Source organism: Allobosea sp. LjRoot237, from assembly GCF_964253285.1.
In the GTDB taxonomy this organism is placed as follows: Bacteria; Pseudomonadota; Alphaproteobacteria; order Rhizobiales; family Beijerinckiaceae; genus Allobosea.
Map to the genome: position 1 here is coordinate 1,028,907 of NZ_CAXUQP020000001.1, position 16,592 is coordinate 1,045,498.

The 16,592-nt window shown below is 66.4% G+C and carries 15 protein-coding genes; 12 read left to right on the top strand and 3 right to left on the bottom strand.

The annotated features are described in order from the left end of the window. The first annotated feature begins 9 nt into the window (after nt 1–9). The 5 genes from ACSQ24_RS04895 to ACSQ24_RS04915 all read left to right on the top strand — a co-directional run bounded on the left by ACSQ24_RS04895 (nt 10) and on the right by ACSQ24_RS04915 (nt 4,522). Complete coding sequence (locus ACSQ24_RS04895; protein ID WP_436093603.1) at nt 10–840, top strand: ABC transporter substrate-binding protein; 831 nt, start codon at nt 10–12, stop codon at nt 838–840. Nucleotides 841–920: 80 nt separating this feature from the next. Next, nucleotides 921–1,814: a LysR family transcriptional regulator gene (locus ACSQ24_RS04900; RefSeq protein ID WP_436093604.1), complete on the top strand. Its 894-nt coding sequence runs from the start codon at nt 921–923 to the stop codon at nt 1,812–1,814. Nucleotides 1,815–1,901: 87 nt separating this feature from the next. Then, on the top strand, nt 1,902–2,882 hold the full coding sequence (locus ACSQ24_RS04905) for a Bug family tripartite tricarboxylate transporter substrate binding protein (protein WP_436093605.1): 981 nt from the start codon (nt 1,902–1,904) through the stop codon (nt 2,880–2,882). 9 nt (nt 2,883–2,891) lie between these two features. After that, nucleotides 2,892–3,896 carry a zinc-dependent alcohol dehydrogenase gene (locus ACSQ24_RS04910; RefSeq protein WP_436093606.1) on the top strand — a complete coding sequence of 335 codons (1,005 nt, stop codon included), beginning with the start codon at nt 2,892–2,894 and terminating at the stop codon, nt 3,894–3,896. Then, the gene (locus ACSQ24_RS04915; protein ID WP_436093607.1) at nt 3,893–4,522 is read left to right on the top strand and encodes a hypothetical protein; all 630 of its coding nucleotides are present in this window, start codon (nt 3,893–3,895) and stop codon (nt 4,520–4,522) included. The genes ACSQ24_RS04910 and ACSQ24_RS04915 overlap by 4 nt, the downstream gene beginning before the upstream one ends. Before the next feature lie 34 nt (nt 4,523–4,556). Here the strand turns inward: ACSQ24_RS04915 and ACSQ24_RS04920 are convergent, their stop codons facing one another. Further along, nucleotides 4,557–5,567: a hypothetical protein gene (locus ACSQ24_RS04920; protein WP_436093608.1), complete on the bottom strand. Its 1,011-nt coding sequence runs from the start codon at nt 5,565–5,567 to the stop codon at nt 4,557–4,559. A 165-nt stretch (nt 5,568–5,732) separates the two neighbouring features. Beyond that, nucleotides 5,733–7,793 (bottom strand): ATP-dependent helicase, encoded by a 2,061-nt coding sequence (locus ACSQ24_RS04925; RefSeq protein ID WP_436093609.1) that lies wholly within the window; start codon nt 7,791–7,793, stop codon nt 5,733–5,735. A 299-nt stretch (nt 7,794–8,092) separates the two neighbouring features. Between ACSQ24_RS04925 and ACSQ24_RS04930 the strand changes: the two genes are divergently transcribed. Both ACSQ24_RS04930 and ACSQ24_RS04935 read left to right on the top strand, forming a co-directional pair. Then, complete coding sequence (locus tag ACSQ24_RS04930; protein ID WP_436093610.1) at nt 8,093–8,893, top strand: endonuclease/exonuclease/phosphatase family protein; 801 nt, start codon at nt 8,093–8,095, stop codon at nt 8,891–8,893. An 82-nt stretch (nt 8,894–8,975) separates the two neighbouring features. Then, nucleotides 8,976–9,896 carry a UPF0104 family protein gene (locus ACSQ24_RS04935; RefSeq protein WP_436093611.1) on the top strand — a complete coding sequence of 307 codons (921 nt, stop codon included), beginning with the start codon at nt 8,976–8,978 and terminating at the stop codon, nt 9,894–9,896. Here the strand turns inward: ACSQ24_RS04935 and ACSQ24_RS04940 are convergent. Then, nucleotides 9,832–11,331: a phospholipase D-like domain-containing protein gene (locus tag ACSQ24_RS04940; protein WP_436093612.1), complete on the bottom strand. Its 1,500-nt coding sequence runs from the start codon at nt 11,329–11,331 to the stop codon at nt 9,832–9,834. The two genes, ACSQ24_RS04935 and ACSQ24_RS04940, sit on opposite strands and share 65 nt — an antisense overlap. A gap of 107 nt (nt 11,332–11,438) precedes the next feature. Here ACSQ24_RS04940 and ACSQ24_RS04945 point away from each other — a divergent pair, with 107 nt between their 5' ends. From ACSQ24_RS04945 to trhA, 5 genes are all read left to right on the top strand, one after another. Continuing rightward, nucleotides 11,439–11,627 (top strand): hypothetical protein, encoded by a 189-nt coding sequence (locus tag ACSQ24_RS04945; protein WP_436093613.1) that lies wholly within the window; start codon nt 11,439–11,441, stop codon nt 11,625–11,627. 374 nt (nt 11,628–12,001) lie between these two features. Further along, nucleotides 12,002–12,637: an aldehyde dehydrogenase iron-sulfur subunit PaoA gene (gene paoA, locus ACSQ24_RS04950; RefSeq protein WP_436093614.1), complete on the top strand. Its 636-nt coding sequence runs from the start codon at nt 12,002–12,004 to the stop codon at nt 12,635–12,637. Continuing rightward, complete coding sequence (locus ACSQ24_RS04955; RefSeq protein WP_436093615.1) at nt 12,634–13,584, top strand: FAD binding domain-containing protein; 951 nt, start codon at nt 12,634–12,636, stop codon at nt 13,582–13,584. The genes paoA and ACSQ24_RS04955 overlap by 4 nt, the downstream gene beginning before the upstream one ends. 2 nt (nt 13,585–13,586) lie before the next feature. Continuing rightward, nucleotides 13,587–15,794, top strand: coding sequence for an aldehyde oxidoreductase molybdenum-binding subunit PaoC (paoC, locus tag ACSQ24_RS04960; protein WP_436093616.1), 2,208 nt, complete (start codon nt 13,587–13,589; stop codon nt 15,792–15,794). A 113-nt stretch (nt 15,795–15,907) separates the two neighbouring features. Beyond that, nucleotides 15,908–16,570: a PAQR family membrane homeostasis protein TrhA gene (gene trhA, locus ACSQ24_RS04965; protein WP_436093617.1), complete on the top strand. Its 663-nt coding sequence runs from the start codon at nt 15,908–15,910 to the stop codon at nt 16,568–16,570. Nucleotides 16,571–16,592 lie beyond the last annotated feature (22 nt).

A 16,592-nucleotide genomic window follows, 5' to 3' on the forward strand; every position in this document is an offset into this window, starting at 1 on the left:
GAGACTACCATGCTTCGCCTTTCGCTCGCCGCCGCGCTGCTCGCCGGCACCGCGCTCGCCGCCCAGGCCCAGGCCCTGCCGGACCGGATCAAGACTGCCGGCAAGATCGTCATCGCGACCCAGCCGAACTATGCGCCGATCGTCTACAAGGACCCGGCGACCAACACGATGGCCGGCTTCGACTACGAGCTCGGCGAGGCGATCGCCAAGGAGCTCGGCGTCAAGGCTGAATGGCAGGACACTGCCTTCGCCCAGATGCTGCCGTCGCTGACGACCGGCCGCGTCGACATGGTGATGGCCGGAATGAGCGACCTGCCGGCACGGCGCGAGACGGTCGATTTCGTCGACTACATGGTCTCGGGTGCGCAGTTCTACACCGTCACCGCCTTCGCCTCGACGATCAAGTCGGTCGAGGATCTCTGCGGCAAGAGCGTCGGCGCCAGCCGCTCGACCAACTGGCCGAAGCAGATCGGCGAGTGGAGCGATGCCAACTGCGTCGCCAAGGGCAAGCCGGCGATCACCGTGGTCGGCACGGAAGGCTCGGTCGACGCCCGCACCCAGCTCAAGACGCAGCGCCTGCAGGGCGGCGTCCAGGGCAGCGAGACGATGAGCCACTTCCAGAAGCTCGAACCGAACACCTATATCGCGCTCGGCGCACCCTTCACCCGCTCGCTGACCGGCATTCCGTTCCCGAAGACGGCCGAGGGCGGCCAGCTCCGCGACGCGGTCAAGGGCGCGCTCGAGCGCTTGCAGGCGAACGGCATCTATGACGCGCTGGTCGCGAAGTATGTCCAGCCGAGCAACGTGCTGAAGCCGATCTCGGTCAACAAGGGCGAGTGATCGCTTGACCCTGCCGGCCTCGGCGGCTTCGCTGCCGTCGATGCCGGCGGCCTCCTCGCCGGGACGCCAGCGAGGATAGCGTGCTGACCTTCCGCCAGATCGAGGTGTTCAAGGCGGTGATGCAGTGCGGCAGCCTCGCCGGCGCCGCACGCGAATTGCGCATCGCGCAGCCGACGGTGACGCGGATGATCCTGCGCATGGAGGATCAGCTCGGCGCCAGGCTGTTCAACCGGGTCCGCGGCCGGCTGACGCCGACACAGGAAGCCTCGCGCTTCCTCGCCGAGATCGACCGCGCTTTCGAACAGATGCGCTCCGCCGTGGAGCGGGCGGCGCAGGCAGCCCTGCCGGAACGCGCCGTGTTCCGCTGCGGCGCCTCGCCCAGTATCGGCCGCGGGCTCGTTCCGGCGGCGCTGGCGCGATTGCTCGCGCGCATGCCGGCGGTCTCGCTGCAGCTCGACATCCTGACCGTCAGCCAGGTGCTGCCCTACCTGCTCGACGGCTCGGCCGATGCGGCGGTGACGCTGTTTCCGGTCATGCATCACGAGGTGGTCAGCACGCCGGTCGGCAGCGGCCGGCCGGTGCTGCTGTTGCCGGCCGGGACGGAGGATGCGTCCGCCGGCGAGATGAGTCTCACCAGCCTCGCCGATCGTGCCTGGATCGTCTTCCAGCCGCGCTCCGTCCATGGCGATATGGCCGCCGGTATCCTGTCGGACCATGGGCTGCGGCCGGCCCGGACGCATATGGTGCGCTTCGCCGAGACGGCGGTCGCGCTGGTCGAGGCCGGGGTCGGTGTCTGCATCGTCGACGAGTTCTCGGCGCGTGCCGCCGACATGTCGCGTTTGCGCTGCCTGCCGGTGCCGACGGGCCGGCGCTACGAGGCCTATCTGCACCGCCCGCTTGCCGCGCCCCGCGAATTGACGGACCCTTTCGAGCAGTGCCTGAAGGATGAGTTGCGAGCCAACCCTATGTCCTGAAGCTATAGCTCTGGCATAGAACGTCGCTTGAATCGGCCAGCCGGCTCCGTTTGAGTGCGCGCAGAAAAATCCAGGGAGGATTCCAGCATGCAGAAGCGTCAGCCGGCCGTGAGCCGGCGGTTCGTCCTGTCCGGCATGGCGGCCACGATGGCCTGCCCGGCGCTGGCGCAATCCTATCCGGCCAAGCCCGTCACGCTGATCGTCACCTTCGCGGCCGGGGGCGGCGTCGACGTGACCGCGCGCCTGATCGCTGAATCGCTCAGCCAGATCCTCGGCCAGCGCGTCATCATCGACAATCGCGGCGGCGGCGCGACGATGACGGGCACGCAGGCCGTGACCAAGGCCGACCCCGACGGCTACATGCTGCTCGCCGCGCCGACGACGATGGTGATCAATCCGGCGCTGCGGGCCAGCATGCCGTTCGACTGGCGCAGCGACCTCATGCCGATTGGGCTGATGGCGAAGCTGCCCTTCGTGGTGGTGACCCGGCCGGATTCGCCGGTGAACACGATGAAGGACCTTGAGGCGCTGGCGAAGAAGCGACCCGAACCCGTCCTGTTCGCCTCGGGCGGCACCGGGACCGTCGCCCATCTCGCCGGCGAGCTCTTCGCCATGCGCACCGGCAGCAAGATGCAGCATGTGCCCTATCGCGGCGAAGGGCCATCGCTCGCCGACGTCGCGGGCGGGGCGCTCGACGTCACTTTCGCGACGCTGGCGGCGGTCGCAGGACAGGTCGAGGGCGGCTCGCTGAAGGCGCTCGGCGTCACCACCAGCGAGCGCGCCGGGCTGCTGCCGAAGGTTCCGACCGTCGCCGAGCAGGGCTATGCCGATTTCGACGTCTCGGCCTGGGTCGGCCTGATGGCGCCGAAGGGCACGCCGTCGGCGCTGACGGAGAAGCTGCGCGCCGCGCTGGCGACGGCGCTGGGCGACGCCGAATTGCAGCGCAAGCTCGCGGCCAGCGGCTCGATCCCTGCGGCCGTGGGCTTCGACTTCGACGGCTTCCTCAAGCGCGAAAGCGAGATCTGGAGCAAGGTCGTCAGGGAAGCCGGCGTCAAGGTCGATCCGTAGGGCGCGGTCATGCTTGCCATCCGCAAGGCAGCGCCGGAGCCGGGGCTTGTCTGCCGCGAGGTCGAGGCGCCAGCTCTCCTTCACGACGACGAGGTGTTGGTCCGGGTCGAAGCTGCCGGCATCTGCGGCACCGATCTGCACATCGCTGACTGGACGGCGGGCTACGAGGCGATGGCGAGCGCCATGCCCGTCACGCTCGGCCATGAATTCGCTGGCAGGGTCGAGCGCGGCCCGCCCGAGTGGATCGGGCGTCGGGTGGTGGTCAGGCCTTCGGTGACGTGCGGGCGCTGCGAAGGTTGCCGGCAGCACGGCGAGGATGGCTGCACGGCGCGCACCGGCATCGGTATCCGCCGCAATGGCGGCTTCGCCAGCCTCGCGAGCGTGCCGGCGCGCAATTGCATGCCCGTGCCCGACGGACTCGATCCGGAGCTTGCGGCGCTGACCGAGCCGCTGACCGTCGCGGCGCAGGCCATAGCTCGTGCGGGTACTGTCGAGGGCAAGCGCGTGCTCGTGCTCGGGCCGGGGCCGATCGGGCTCGGCGTCGCGCTCTTCGCCGAACGAGCCGGATCGGCTGCGCTGACGATCGCCGGGCGCGATGATGCGGCGAGGCTGGCCTGCGCCCGCGCGCTCGGCTTCACCGACACCAGGGATGCGCTCGCCGATGACGAGCCGCTGGCGCCCGCCGGCTTCGATGTGATCTTCGAGGCGACCGGCGTTCCGGAGGTCGCGAGCGCGGCGCAGCGCCTGCTCGCTCCGGGCGGCGTGTTGGTAATCTGCGGCATCCATGCCCGGCCGGCCAGCTTCGACCTGACCGCGATGGTGCGGCTGGAGCAGAGCGTCGTCGGCTCCTACCGAGCGCCGGTGGCGCGCTGGGGCGAGGTGGTCGCGGCAATCGCCGCGGCGCCGGAACGCTTTCGCAAGCTGATCAGCCATCGCCTGCCGCTGAGCGAGGCACTGGAGGGTTTTGCGCTGATGCGCAGCCGGGCCGCGATCAAGGTGATGCTGCAGCCATGAGTTCCACCGCTTCAGCGAGCAGCGCTTTTCTCGTCTTCGCCAATGATGTCGTTTCCGAGCAGCGCGAGGCCTATGAAAGCTGGCATGGCGGCCATCATGTCCCGCAGCGGCTGACGGTGCCGGGCATCCTGCGTGCCACGCGCTATCGGACGAGCGGTGGCTCGCCGGAGTATCTCACGGTCTATGATCTTGCCGATATCGCGGTGCTCGCTTCGCCTGACTATCGCCGGCTCGCCGAGCAGCCCGATGCGGTCACGCAGGCGATGCGGCCCCATCTGCGCACTCCGCTGCGGCTCGCCTGCCGCGCCCTGGTCGGCGCCGATTGCCCGCATGGCGGGTTCTTGGTCATGCTTCGGATAGCCGATGCGAGCGCGGCGCGAGCGGCCGAGTGGTTCGCGGCCGAAAAACCCGCGACGATCAGGCTCGGCAGGACCGCGCCCGAGGCCGGCGGACATCCGATCATGGGCCGGGGCGGCATGCTGGAGGAGGCGGTCGCGCTCGTCTTCGCCGCGACGTTCGAGGCGGCTCGGACCGTGGCCGCAAGCACGCGGGGTGCAATGCAGGTGGAGATCCTGCCGGCTCCCGGCTCGGGCTTGGTCTATGAGCGGATCGAGAGCTTTCCCTGACTCGGCCTGCGTCGGCACGGCGGTCAGGACGGTCTCAGCCGCGTGCGCTCCTGCGGGTAGCGGCCGCCCGCTCGATCGAGCGGGCTTTGCGACGGGCTGGGCGCAATTCCTCCAAAGTGGGCTGCCACCAGCCCCGCTTCAGCTCATCGCTGGTGGCGGGATGGCGCGCCGGCCAGGTGCGGACCAGTTCCTCAAGCGTGGGAGGCCGCCAGCTGACCCAGACATAGGTCTCGTCTTCGGTGAGATGAGGATAGAGGGCGAGGAACTGCGCTCTGTCGACCAGTTCGCCATGGCTGCCGGTCACGACGATCGGTCCGATTGCCGTCATCACTGGCCACTCCGGCGGTACGTCGCTCATGGACATCGGGTAGCGCCGCCGACGGCGCTCGCGGGCCTGTTCGAGTGCTCTCGCTCGCTCCTCCGAAAGTGGTCGGCTGCGCCGCTCCGCACGTTCGGCAGGTTCGGCCCGAGCCGCAGCAGCTTCGATCCGGGGCCAGCGGGCTCGCAGCGCATCGTAGGAGCGGAACGGGATGATCCAGGCGCGCAGTTCTCGATCCCAGCGAGCGAAGGGAACTGCGCGCAATTCATCGATCACTGACTGGGAGTACGGCGTTCTCACCACCAGCCCATCGGCAACCGAGAGATAGGGACTGTCGATCGGCTCGAAATTGCAGGCGTCGCGGCCGCGCTCATCCTCGAAAGCCGTCAGCGCTGCCAGTTCCCGTTCCAGCCAACGCACGACGCGCTTTTGTGCCGTTATGCCCGGCACGAACCACGCCGTCTCGTCCTCGCGCCAACGGGCCCGCGGAAACGCCGCCTTGAAGCGCTCGACCGTTGCGACATCGAAGGGGAACGCCACGAGAGCACCCGAACCGGCCGTCGTGACGTTGACCGCGATCTCGCCGGAGTCTGGCCCGGATCTGGCGGGTTCCGCTTGCGGCGCAGATATCTCTTTCCCTGTCATGTCCAGTGGAACCGGCGGCGACCCCTTGCGGTTTCGGCGCCATGAATGCTCGGCGCCGTCAGGAGCGATTGGCGATCGCAACCTACAACATCAACAACGTCCGAAGACATCTTCAAAATCTGCTCGCCTGGCTCGATCACGCCGATCGGGTCTGATCTGAGGCCTGCCGAAAGCAACGAGACGAATAAGCCGGGGCTCACGCCCCGGCTTTTGCTGACCTCGTGGCTCCACCGATAACGTGCTGCCCTACCGCCACATCCCGCGCATCTTCGCCCGCACGTCGACCTTGGGTCCGCCGGAAGGCGCCGGCTGATCAGAGGGCGCTGCCAACGGCCAGGCGCGTCGCTCGAAATGCTTCAGCAGATTGGCCGGGATGAAGCGGGTGCGGGCGGCATAGACATGCCGGTCGCCGGTCGATGACTGGCCGTGGGTGAAGAAGCGCTGCGGCACCATCAGGTGTAAATCGTCCTTCGCGCGCGTCATGGCCACGTAGAGGAGCCGGCGCTCCTCCTCGATCTCGTCCTTTGCGCCGGCGCCGAGATCGATCGGAATGCAGCCGTCGACGACGTTCATGACGAAGACCGATTTCCACTCCTGGCCCTTGGCGGAATGGATCGTCGACAGGATCAGATAATCCTCGTCGAGATGCGGCACGCCGGCCTGGTCGCTGGTGGCGTCCGGCGGATCGAGCGTCAGCTCGGTCAGGAAGCGCTCGCGTGACGGATAGCCGCCTGCGATCTGCTCGAGCTGGACGAGATCCGCCTGGCGTGTCGTCGCGTCCTCATGGATGCGCTCCAGATGCGGCGCGTACCAGAGCCGGGCCCGCTCGATCTCCGAGGGCCAGCCTGAGCGGCCGGAACGCAGCTCCTCGATCGTCTCGATGAACTGAAGCCAGTCCGAACCGGCCCTGGCAGGCTCGGGGGCACCCCTGAGCGCACTGGCTGTATCCGGCGCCTGCGCCAGATGCTCGATGACGCGTTGCGCCGAGGTTGGCCCGACGCCGGGCAGGAGCTGCATCACCCGGAACGCCGAGACCCGGTCGCGCGGGTTCTCGACGAAACGCAGCAGCGCGAGCAGATCCTTGACATGCGCGGCGTCGAGGAACTTCAGCCCGCCGAACTTGACGAAGGGGATGTTCCGGCGGGTCAGCTCGATCTCGAGCGGCCCGCTGTGATGCGAGGCGCGGAAGAGCACCGCCTGCTGCTTCAGCGCTGCGCCGGCCTCGCGGTTCTCCAGCACCTTCTCAGCGATGAAGCGGGCCTGGTCCGCCTCATCGCGGACATTGACCAGCTCCGGCGCGGCGCCTGCGGCCCGGTCGGTCCAGAGGTTCTTCGTGAAGCGTTCGGCTGCGAGGTCGATCACCGCATTGGCGGCGGCGAGAATGGCCTGCGTCGAGCGATAGTTCTGGTCGAGCGTGATGATTTCGGCCGGCGGCGAGAAGGCGAGTGGAAAGTCGAGGATGTTGCGGACTGTCGCGGCGCGGAAGGAATAGATCGACTGCGCATCGTCGCCGACGACGGTCAGCCCCCGGCCATCCGGCTTGAGGGCGAGCAGGACCGAGGATTGCAGCCGGTTGGTGTCCTGATACTCGTCGACCATGACGTGATCGAAGCGCGCACCGACGTCGGCGGCCAGCTCGGGATCCATCATCGCCTGCGCCCAGTAGAGCAGCAGATCATCGTAATCGAGCACGTTCTGTTGCTGCTTGGCCTCCACATAAGCTGCGAAGAGCTGCTTCAGCTCGGCGGCCCAGGCGATGCACCAGGGATAGGACAGCCTCAACACGTCCTCGATCGGCTGCTCGGCGTTGACGCAGCGCGAGTAGATCGCAAGGCAGGTGCCCTTGGTCGGAAAGCGCGCCTCGGTCTTCGAGAAGCCGAGCTCGTGCCGGACCAGGTTCATCAGATCGGCGGCGTCCTCGCGGTCGTGGATCGTGAAGGCGGGGTCGAGCCCGATCTGCTCGGCGAGGTCGCGCAGCAGGCGCGCGCCGACGCCGTGGAAGGTGCCGGCCCAGTTCAGTGCATCCACGACGACACCAGCACCATCGCCCATCACCTTGCGGGCGATGTGCTCGACGCGGCGGATCATCTCCGAGGCCGCCCGGCGCGAGAAAGTCATCAGCAGGATCCGGCGCGGATCGGCACCACCGACCAGGAGATGAGCGACGCGGTGCGCCAGCGTGTTGGTCTTGCCCGAGCCGGCTCCCGCGATGATCAGCAGCGGCGGCGCAGGCAGGGCGCTGTCGCCGAAGGATACCGCACGCCGCTGCGCCGGATTGAGGCTGTCGAGATAGACGTGCGCGTTCATGATTGATTCGACCTGCTACCGCCTGAGCGCAGCACGGGGCGGCGTTCCCACGCAATGTCGGAAGATGGCGTCAATGTTGGCTCGCTCGGTAGGTGCGTTCTGATTCTGTTCTCATAAGCGAGGCCGAGCGGAATGTCAGCGAGCGGCGCACAAGGACCGCAACTCCTCCCGCAAGAAGCCTCCGATCTGATGTGCTTCGCGCCTCGTGTCATGCCGATAAGCATCTTGCGAGGGCTAACGCGCGTAGGCTGTCGAGGCGGTCCCGATGAACTTCGGCCGTGCTCCGGCATTTATTGCAGATGACCTTAACTGCGCAGCGTCCCACCCGGGTTCCGATCACCCTTGCGACCTATAATGTCCGCCGCTGCCTCGGGACGGATCGCTGCCTGTCACCGGATCGCGTTGCCGACGTGATCGCCGAGGCGAACGCCGATATCGTCGCCCTGCAGGAGATCGACGTCGGCAGGCTGCGTAGCGGGGGCGTCGACCAGGCTGGCGTCATTGCCGACAGGCTCGGCTTCTCGAGCCATTTCCACCCGGCGCTGCAGATCGCAGAGGAGCAGTACGGCGACGCGATCTTGACGCGAGGCCGATCCCACCTGGTCAAGTTCGGCTTCCTGCCCGGCTCACGCAATCTCTGGCCCTCGGAGCCACGCGGCGCCATCTGGATCGAGGCGGTGGTCGGCGACGCCCGCCTGCAGGTGATCAATACCCATTTCGGGCTCGGCCGCCGGGAGCGACGGGACCAGGCGGCGGCCTTGCTGGGCGCCGGATGGATCGGCCAATGTCCTGCGCCCTTTGTCGTGGCAGGAGACCTGAATTCATTGCCCGGAGGCCGGGTCTATCGCAGCTTCGCGGCACGCATGCGCGATGCCCATATCGCCGGGGCACAGGGCAGGGCTGCGCCGACCTTCCCGTCCCGTCGGCCGCTGCTGCGTATCGACCACGTCTTCACGTCGGACGATATCGACGTGGCAAGCGCCGCTGTCGTGCGCTCGCCGCTTGCCAGCCTGGCGTCGGATCACCTGCCGCTCGTGGTGCGCCTGAAAATCCCGGTCGAGGAGGGCAAGGGCAGCCTTGCCGCCGTCGATGGAGCATGAAGCCGCCCTTGTTGGTGAGGATCAGCCCGCTCGTCGGCGATGGCCGGCTATCCTCCGGGCTACTCTGGCGCTGGCGGCCGTCATGCTCGCGGCATACCTGCTGTACCGGACCTTGCGCGGTCATAGCTATCAAGAGCTCAGTGGCTTGCTGCGCTCGGCAAATCCGATCCGGGTGGCGGCTGCGCTGGGCTTCGCCCTGTGCAGCTATGCTTGCCTGACCCTGTTCGACTTTCTCGCGTTGCGATACGCCGGTAAGCTGCTCCCTTATCGGCAGGCGGCGCTGGCCTCGTTCACCAGCCTGTCACTCGGCCACAATATCGGCCTGGCGGCGCTGAGCAGCGGCGCGATCCGTTATCATTTCTATGCGCGATGGGGCCTCACCGCCGGAGATGTCGCCAAGGTGATCCTGTTCTGCGGGGCGACCGTCGGCATCGGCCTGGGCTCGCTCGCGGCGCTGGCGCTCCTGCTGCGCCCGGAACTCGCGGTGAAGCTGACCGGTCTGCCGGACAGCGCCGTATTCGCATTGGCCGCCGGCCTGATCCTTGCGCTGGCGGTGTATTTTATCCTTTGCGCCTGCGTTCGCGGCCGATTGCGGATCGGCTCCTGGGACGTTGAATTGCCGCGCCCACAGCTGGCCGCCGCGCAATTCATCGTTGGGCCGTTGAATTTTGCCCTAGTCGCCGCATGCCTGCATCAGGCGTTGGCAAGCCTCGGGGAAGTTTCCTATCCCGATGTCGCCGCGAGCTATGTGCTGGCCAACATCGCATCGCTCATTGCCCATGTTCCTGGTGGACTTGGGGTCATCGAGGCCGTGGTGACGATGGTATTGCCCGGTGCCGGCGTGATCGCCGGCCTCATCATCTTTCGCGCTGTCTATTTCCTCGTGCCCTTGCTGCCAGGGGCGGTGTTGCTGGCGTTCTCGCTAACGCGGAAGCGGCCTAGCGGAACGGCCAAGGCAAGCGAAATATCCTCTCCGGATCCAGGAAGCGCGTCCCCAGGATAGGCCAGAACGGGCCTCCTGTTTTGCTCGCCTCGAAAGATCTGAGTCCACGCGGTTTGCAATTCAGTCGATCCACCGCAGCGGCCAGCCCGCCTGCGGTGATGGCGGTCTCGACCTCGTCGACCCGGCAATCCAGATGTTCTGCGAGAAGCCTGTTGCGAATCCCCGCAATGGCCCTGCAGGCCTCCGAGTCAGCTGCTTCGAGCGCGACGTCACATTCGGTGTCGAGGCCGATGGAACGATTGTTGAGGTTGGAGGATCCGATCCGGATCGCCCGGTCATCGATGATGATGAGCTTGGAATGGATCAACACCTCGACCTCTTCGGTCGCGCCCGGAACCACCGGGTAGAGGACGCGAAGCCGGCCGAAGCGATCCGCCCGCACGAGCCGGCGCATCAGCCTGTCGCGATTCTCGGACATGGCGAGACGCTCGAGAAGCCCGCGCGATTTGCGGGTCATGACGATGACGACGTCAGGGCCGCCGGCCTTCTTGAGCTGCTTCGACAGCGCTGCGCCGATGCGCTTTGCCGTCAGGTACTGCGCCTCGATGTAGACCGAGTGTTTTGCCGCCGCGATCATGTCGAGCGCCAGAGTTGACGATTCGCGAATCTCGTGGCGCCCGGCATAGGCCGGCTCGGTCCTTGCTATGGCCAGGACGGCAGATTGAAATTCCGGCGGCAGGTCTTCGGGCCAGGGCCCGCCTATTCCCACAGCCGCACTCGCTGGGAAACCCGAGCTTTCGCCCGGTCGCTCGCCGGCCGCAAGCTGCCAACGCTCGGCCGCCATCGCGCACATCGCCGCCGCTGCGCTGCCATCGAAGACCATCTGGATGTCGTGAACCGGGGGATAGCGCTCCCCGTCGCAGTCGATCCGGCGCGGGTCGTCGGCCACGTGTTCCGACGTATCCCAGCGTTCGACAGTGAGGTCCATGCCGCCAACGAACGCGATGGCGCCGTCGATGCAGACGATCTTCTGATGGTTCGATCCGTAGAAGGGATGCCGGGTGTCGAACTTGACCTGAATCCGAGGGTGATCCTGCCAGTCGCTGCCGAACAATGCGGGCACGACCGCGCTCGGGCCGTGCAGTACCGAGATGCTCCAGACCAGAATCTGGATCACAAGTTGTGGATTGGCCTCGACCAGCGCGCGGAGCAGCGGCCCCAGAGGCGGGGACTCACGGTCATCGGCCTGCGGGCGCAGACGGATACGGCCGTCGAAATCCCAGCCGATGATGGTGATCGAGCGCCGTGCCTGGCGCAGGCTGCTTTCGAGATGGCGGAAGTAGTTGGCTCCGTCGACGAGAACGGCGACGCGGTCCGCCATCGCCACCTCGACGCAGTTGCGCCCGGGACAGAACATCGAAGCCGGATTTCGAGCCGAAGTCGGCCGCGGGCGATCGCCCTTCCAGAAAGCGTTCCAGCGCACGGACAAGCTCATCACGGACCGCGCAACGCTTCGGGCCATGTGATTGTTCCGCGTCGTCGAAGAGAGGAACCGTTGCCCAATCCCGCGGTTTCCACAGAAGGCAACGCGAGGAGGCTACGATGCGCGATGGACGCGGAAATCAGCTCTCGCCCGAAGAGCAGAAGAAAGTGAAATCCATTCAAGGCGCTCCGGATGGGCAATCCTTGAAAAAAGTGTCGATCAATCCGGATGCGGACAAGGATACAGGTTCGGCCAACAAGCCGGAGGTCAAGCCCGGCGACAAGCCTGCAGCCGGGGTTGGGAGGTAGCAGGCTGGCGGTGTGGTATCGGATTGGCACTCGCTCGTTGCCCCCATTCGGTTGAGCGGTGTGCGCGGCAACTGCCTGGCGGGAGCCGCCCTTCTCCTGTCGCAAGCGAGCCGGTGTGAGCCGGGAGCGCATCTTTTTGTGCTGCCGCCCGATCGGCTGATCGATTGCACAGAGCAGCCGCTCTGATGCGACACCCTGCGTTCCAGACCTTCTCCAGCCCACTGGGAGAATGCGCCTCACGACCTAGTGACCTCTCTTTTTAGAAAGGGAGTGAACTGGGACGCGCTTTTTCGGTTGTCGTCGCAACGCCGCGTTGCGTGGAAGCAGACGCAGACGCTCCGACAAGACAATCCAGCCAAGACACGGAGGCGGATATGCCAAGTCCCGGCGATATCGAAGTGAACAGGCGTGACCTGATGGTTGCCGCCGGAGCCTGCGCGGCCTTGCCCGCGATGGGCGCGAACGCCCGTTCGCAGCCAGCTCCGGTCGGCACCCCGGTGCTCGCGGACGTGTCCTTCACCGTGAACGGCCAGCAGCGCGCACTTGCGATCGACACCCGAACCACCTTGCTCGATGCGCTGCGCGAGCATCTGCACCTGACCGGCACCAAGAAGGGCTGCGATCATGGTCAGTGCGGCGCCTGCACGGTGATCGTCGATGGCCAGCGGATCAATTCCTGTCTGACCCTCGCCATCATGCATCAGAGCGCGAGCGTCACCACGATCGAGGGACTGGGAACGGCGGACAATCTGCATCCGATGCAGGCAGCCTTCGTCAAGCATGACGGCTTCCAATGCGGCTACTGCACTCCCGGTCAGATCTGCTCCGGCGTCGCCATGCTCGACGAGATCAAGGCCGGCATTCCAAGCCATGTGACTGCCGATCTCACCACAGCGGCGGCCGTGAGCGAGGCCGAGATCCGTGAGCGCATGAGCGGCAATATCTGCAGGTGCGGTGCCTATTCCAACATCGTCGAGGCAATGACCGAGGTTGCGGGGAGGCAGGGATGAGGGCTTTCACCTATGAGCGCGCGACCTCCCCAGCGACAGCGGCAAAGGCCGCAGCTGGGAACGGCGGCGCGAAGTTCATCGCGGGCGGCACCAACCTGCTGGACCTGATGAAGCTCCAGATCGAGACGCCCTCGCACGTCATTGATGTGAACGGGCTGAAGCTCGACACCATTGAGGCGACCTCGGAGGGCGGCCTGCGGATCGGCGCGCTGGTGCGCAACACCGCCCTGGCAGCCGATGAGCGTGTCAGGCGCGATTATGGCGTGTTGTCACGCGCCCTGCTCGCCGGTGCATCGGGCCAATTGCGCAACCGTGCGACCACCGCCGGCAATCTGCTGCAGCGTACCCGTTGCCCGTATTTTTATGACACCGCCCAACCTTGCAACAAGCGCGAGCCCGGCAGCGGCTGCTCGGCATTGGGCGGCTTCAGCCGGCAACTGGGCGTCATCGGTACGAGCGACGCCTGTATCGCGACGCACCCTTCTGACATGGCCGTGGCGATGCGCGCGCTCGACGCGACGATCGAAACGGTCAAGCCCGACGCAACGACGCGCACCATCCCGATTGCCGAACTCCATCGCGCGCCTGGATCGACACCCCATATCGAGACGACGTTGGGGCCAGGCGAACTGATCACGGCCGTGACCTTGCCGAAACCCGCCGGCGGCGCGCAAATCTATCGCAAGGTGCGCGACCGCGCCTCCTATGCCTTCGCCCTGGTTTCGGTCGCCGCCATCGTTCAACGCGACGGCTCGGGCCGCGTCGCGCTAGGCGGCGTCGCTCCAAAGCCGTGGCGGGTCGAGGCAGCTGAAGCGGAGCTCCCGCGTGGCGCGAAGGCAGCGGCCGCTGTGATGCTCGACGGCGCCAGGCCAACCCGCGAGAACGCGTTCAAGCTGCCGCTGATCGAGCGCACGCTTGGCGCGGTCCTGTCCGAAGCGAGGGCTTGATCATGAAATTCGACATCCCCGCCACGCAAAATCCGATCGATCGGCAAATCGTGGTCGGACAGCCGCGCGACCGCGTCGATGGCTCGCTCAAGGTCAGTGGCACAGCCCGCTATGCCTATGAGCAGTACGACGCGGTGCCGAACCAAGCCTATGGCTACGTGCTCGGAGCAGCGATCGCCAAAGGGCGCGTCGCATCCATCGATCTGAAGGCGGCCAAGGCCGCGGCCGGCGTGCTCGCCGTCGTGACGGCGAAAGAGGCCGGCAAGCTCGGCAAGGGCAGGAGGAACACCGCGAAGCTTCTCGGCGGTCCCGAGATCGACCATTACCATCAGGCCGTTGCGCTGGTCGTGGCGGAGACGTTCGAGCAGGCCCGCGCTGCCGCGAGCCTCATTCGTGTCGAGTATGCGCCGGGCAAAGGCAGCTTCGACCTCGAGGCCGCAAAGGGCCGGGCGGTCAAGCCGCCGGACGAGGGCTCCAACCCCACCGACACATCGGTCGGCGATTTCTCCGGCGCGTTTGCGAGCGCCCCGGTCACGCTCGACCAGACCTATACGACGCCGGACCAAAGCCACGCGATGATGGAGCCGCACGCCTCGCTGGCGGCATGGGAGGGCGACAAGCTCACAATCTGGACCTCGAACCAGATGGTCGACTGGGGCGTGACCGACCTTGCGCAGACGCTCGGCATTCCGAAGTCGAACGTCCGCCTGGTCTCGCCTTTCATCGGCGGCGGGTTCGGCGGCAAGCTGTTCCTGCGGGCCGATGTGCTGCTGGCGGCCCTCGGCGCGCGCGCTGCGAAGCGGCCGGTGAAGGTCGCTCTGCAGCGTCCATTGATGATCAACAACGCGACGCATCGGCCCGCTACCATCCAGCGCATCCGGATCGGCGCGACGAAGGACGGCAAGATCACGGCCATCGGCCATGAAAGCTGGTCCGGCGACCTGCCGGACGGCGGCCCCGAAGTCGCGGTCCAGCAGACCCGCCTGCTCTATGCCGGCGCAAACCGGATGACGGCGATGCGGCTCGCAGTGCTGGATCTGCCGGAAGGCAATGCGATGCGCGCGCCGGGCGAGGCGCCGGGCATGATGGCCCTCGAAATCGCCATGGACGAGATGGCCGAGAAGCTAGGGATGGACCCGATCGCTTTCCGCGCCCTCAACGATACCCAGGTCGATCCGGAGAAGCCGAACCGGCCGTTCTCGCTGCGCCGGCTCGACGAATGCTTCAAGGTTGGCGCCGATCGCTTCGGCTGGAGCCGTCGCAGCCCGCAGCCGGCCCAGTCGCGCGACGGGCGCTGGCTTGTCGGGATCGGCGTTGCCGCCGCCTTCCGCAACAACCTCGTCATGAAATCGGCGGCGCGCGTCCGGCTGGACGCGAACGGCATCGTGACGGTCGAGACCGACATGACCGATATCGGCACCGGCAGCTATACGGTCATCGCCCAGACGGCGGCCGAGATGCTCGGGGTTGGCCTCGACAAGGTCGTCGCGCGCCTCGGCGACTCGACCTTTCCGGTTTCCGCAGGTTCGGGCGGGCAATGGGGCGGCAACAGCTCGACCGCCGGCGTCTATGCGGCCTGCGTCAAGCTGCGCGAGGCGGTGGCGCAGAAGCTCGGAATCAACTCCACGGAGGCCGTATTCGCCGGCGGCGAAGTCCGCGCCGGCAACCGCAGCGTGCCTCTCGCCCTGGCGGCCGAAACCGGCCCCTTGGTCGGCGAAGATGTCCTCGAATACGGCGATCTTAACAAGACGCACCAGCAGTCGACCTTCGGCGCGCATTTCGTCGAAGTCGGGGTCGATATCGCGACCGCCGAGACGCGCATCAGGCGCATGTTGGCAGTGTGCTCCGCCGGGCGGATACTCAACCCCAAGACGGCGCGCAGCCAGGTCATCGGTGCGATGACGATGGGCGCGGGCGCGGCCTTGATGGAGGAGTTGGCGGTCGACACCCGGCGCGGCTTCTTCGTCAATCACGACCTCGCGAGTTACGAGGTGCCGGTGCATGCCGACATTCCGCATCAGGAGGTGATCTTTCTCGACGAGACCGACCCGATGTCTTCGCCGATGAAGGCAAAGGGCGTCGGCGAACTCGGAATCTGCGGCGTCGGCGCCGCCGTCGCGAACGCGATCTACAATGCCACAGGTATCCGCGTGAGAGACTACCCGATCACGCTGGACAAATTGCTGGAGCGCCTGCCCGACGCGGCGTAGCCTGAGCTATGTACGCATCAGAAGCGTTCATCGTCGATGTTCATGGGCTCGGTGGCGCTTTGCATTCCGGGGCGGATTCGAGCACCCTTGGCACAACCGCGAAAGGATGCAATTTGCTCGAACCAGCCCATGGACGCTTTGATTTCAGCCGTGCCGAGCTTTGGGCAGACGGCGTGGTTCACGTGCTCGGCATAGCCCTGGGGTTTTGCGCCGTCACGGCGTTGATCGTGCAGGTGCTCGCAGTCGCCCCGCTGCCTGATCTGGTTCCTGTTGCGATCTACAGTTCCGCGCTGATGGCCGTCCTCATCGTCTCCGCCGTCTACAATATGTGGCCGGTTTCACCGGTGAAGTGGCTGATCAGGCGCTTCGACCATTCTGCCATCTACATCCTGATTGCGGGAACCTACACGCCTTTCCTGATGAGATTGGGCGAAAGCGCCGTAGCGCATATCCTCCTCGTCATCGTCTGGATCGCATCGGGTGCGGGCGTCTTGCTCAAGGTTGCTCTACCCGGCCGGTTCGACCGCCTTTCGATCGCGCTCTATATTCTCATCGGCTGGAGCGGCGTCCTGGCATGGGACAGCATCGCACAACTGCCGAGCCTCGCCCTGTGGCTGATATTGGCTGGCGGCCTTCTCTACACGCTGGGCGTGATCTTCCACGTCTGGCAGGCACTTCCCTTCCAGAACGCCATCTGGCACGCCTTCGTGCTTGTCGCGTCCGGCTGTTTCTACGGAGCCGTGTTTCAGGCCTATGCGGTTGCTCGGCCGATCTGATGGCGCCCCGGCAGGATACCTG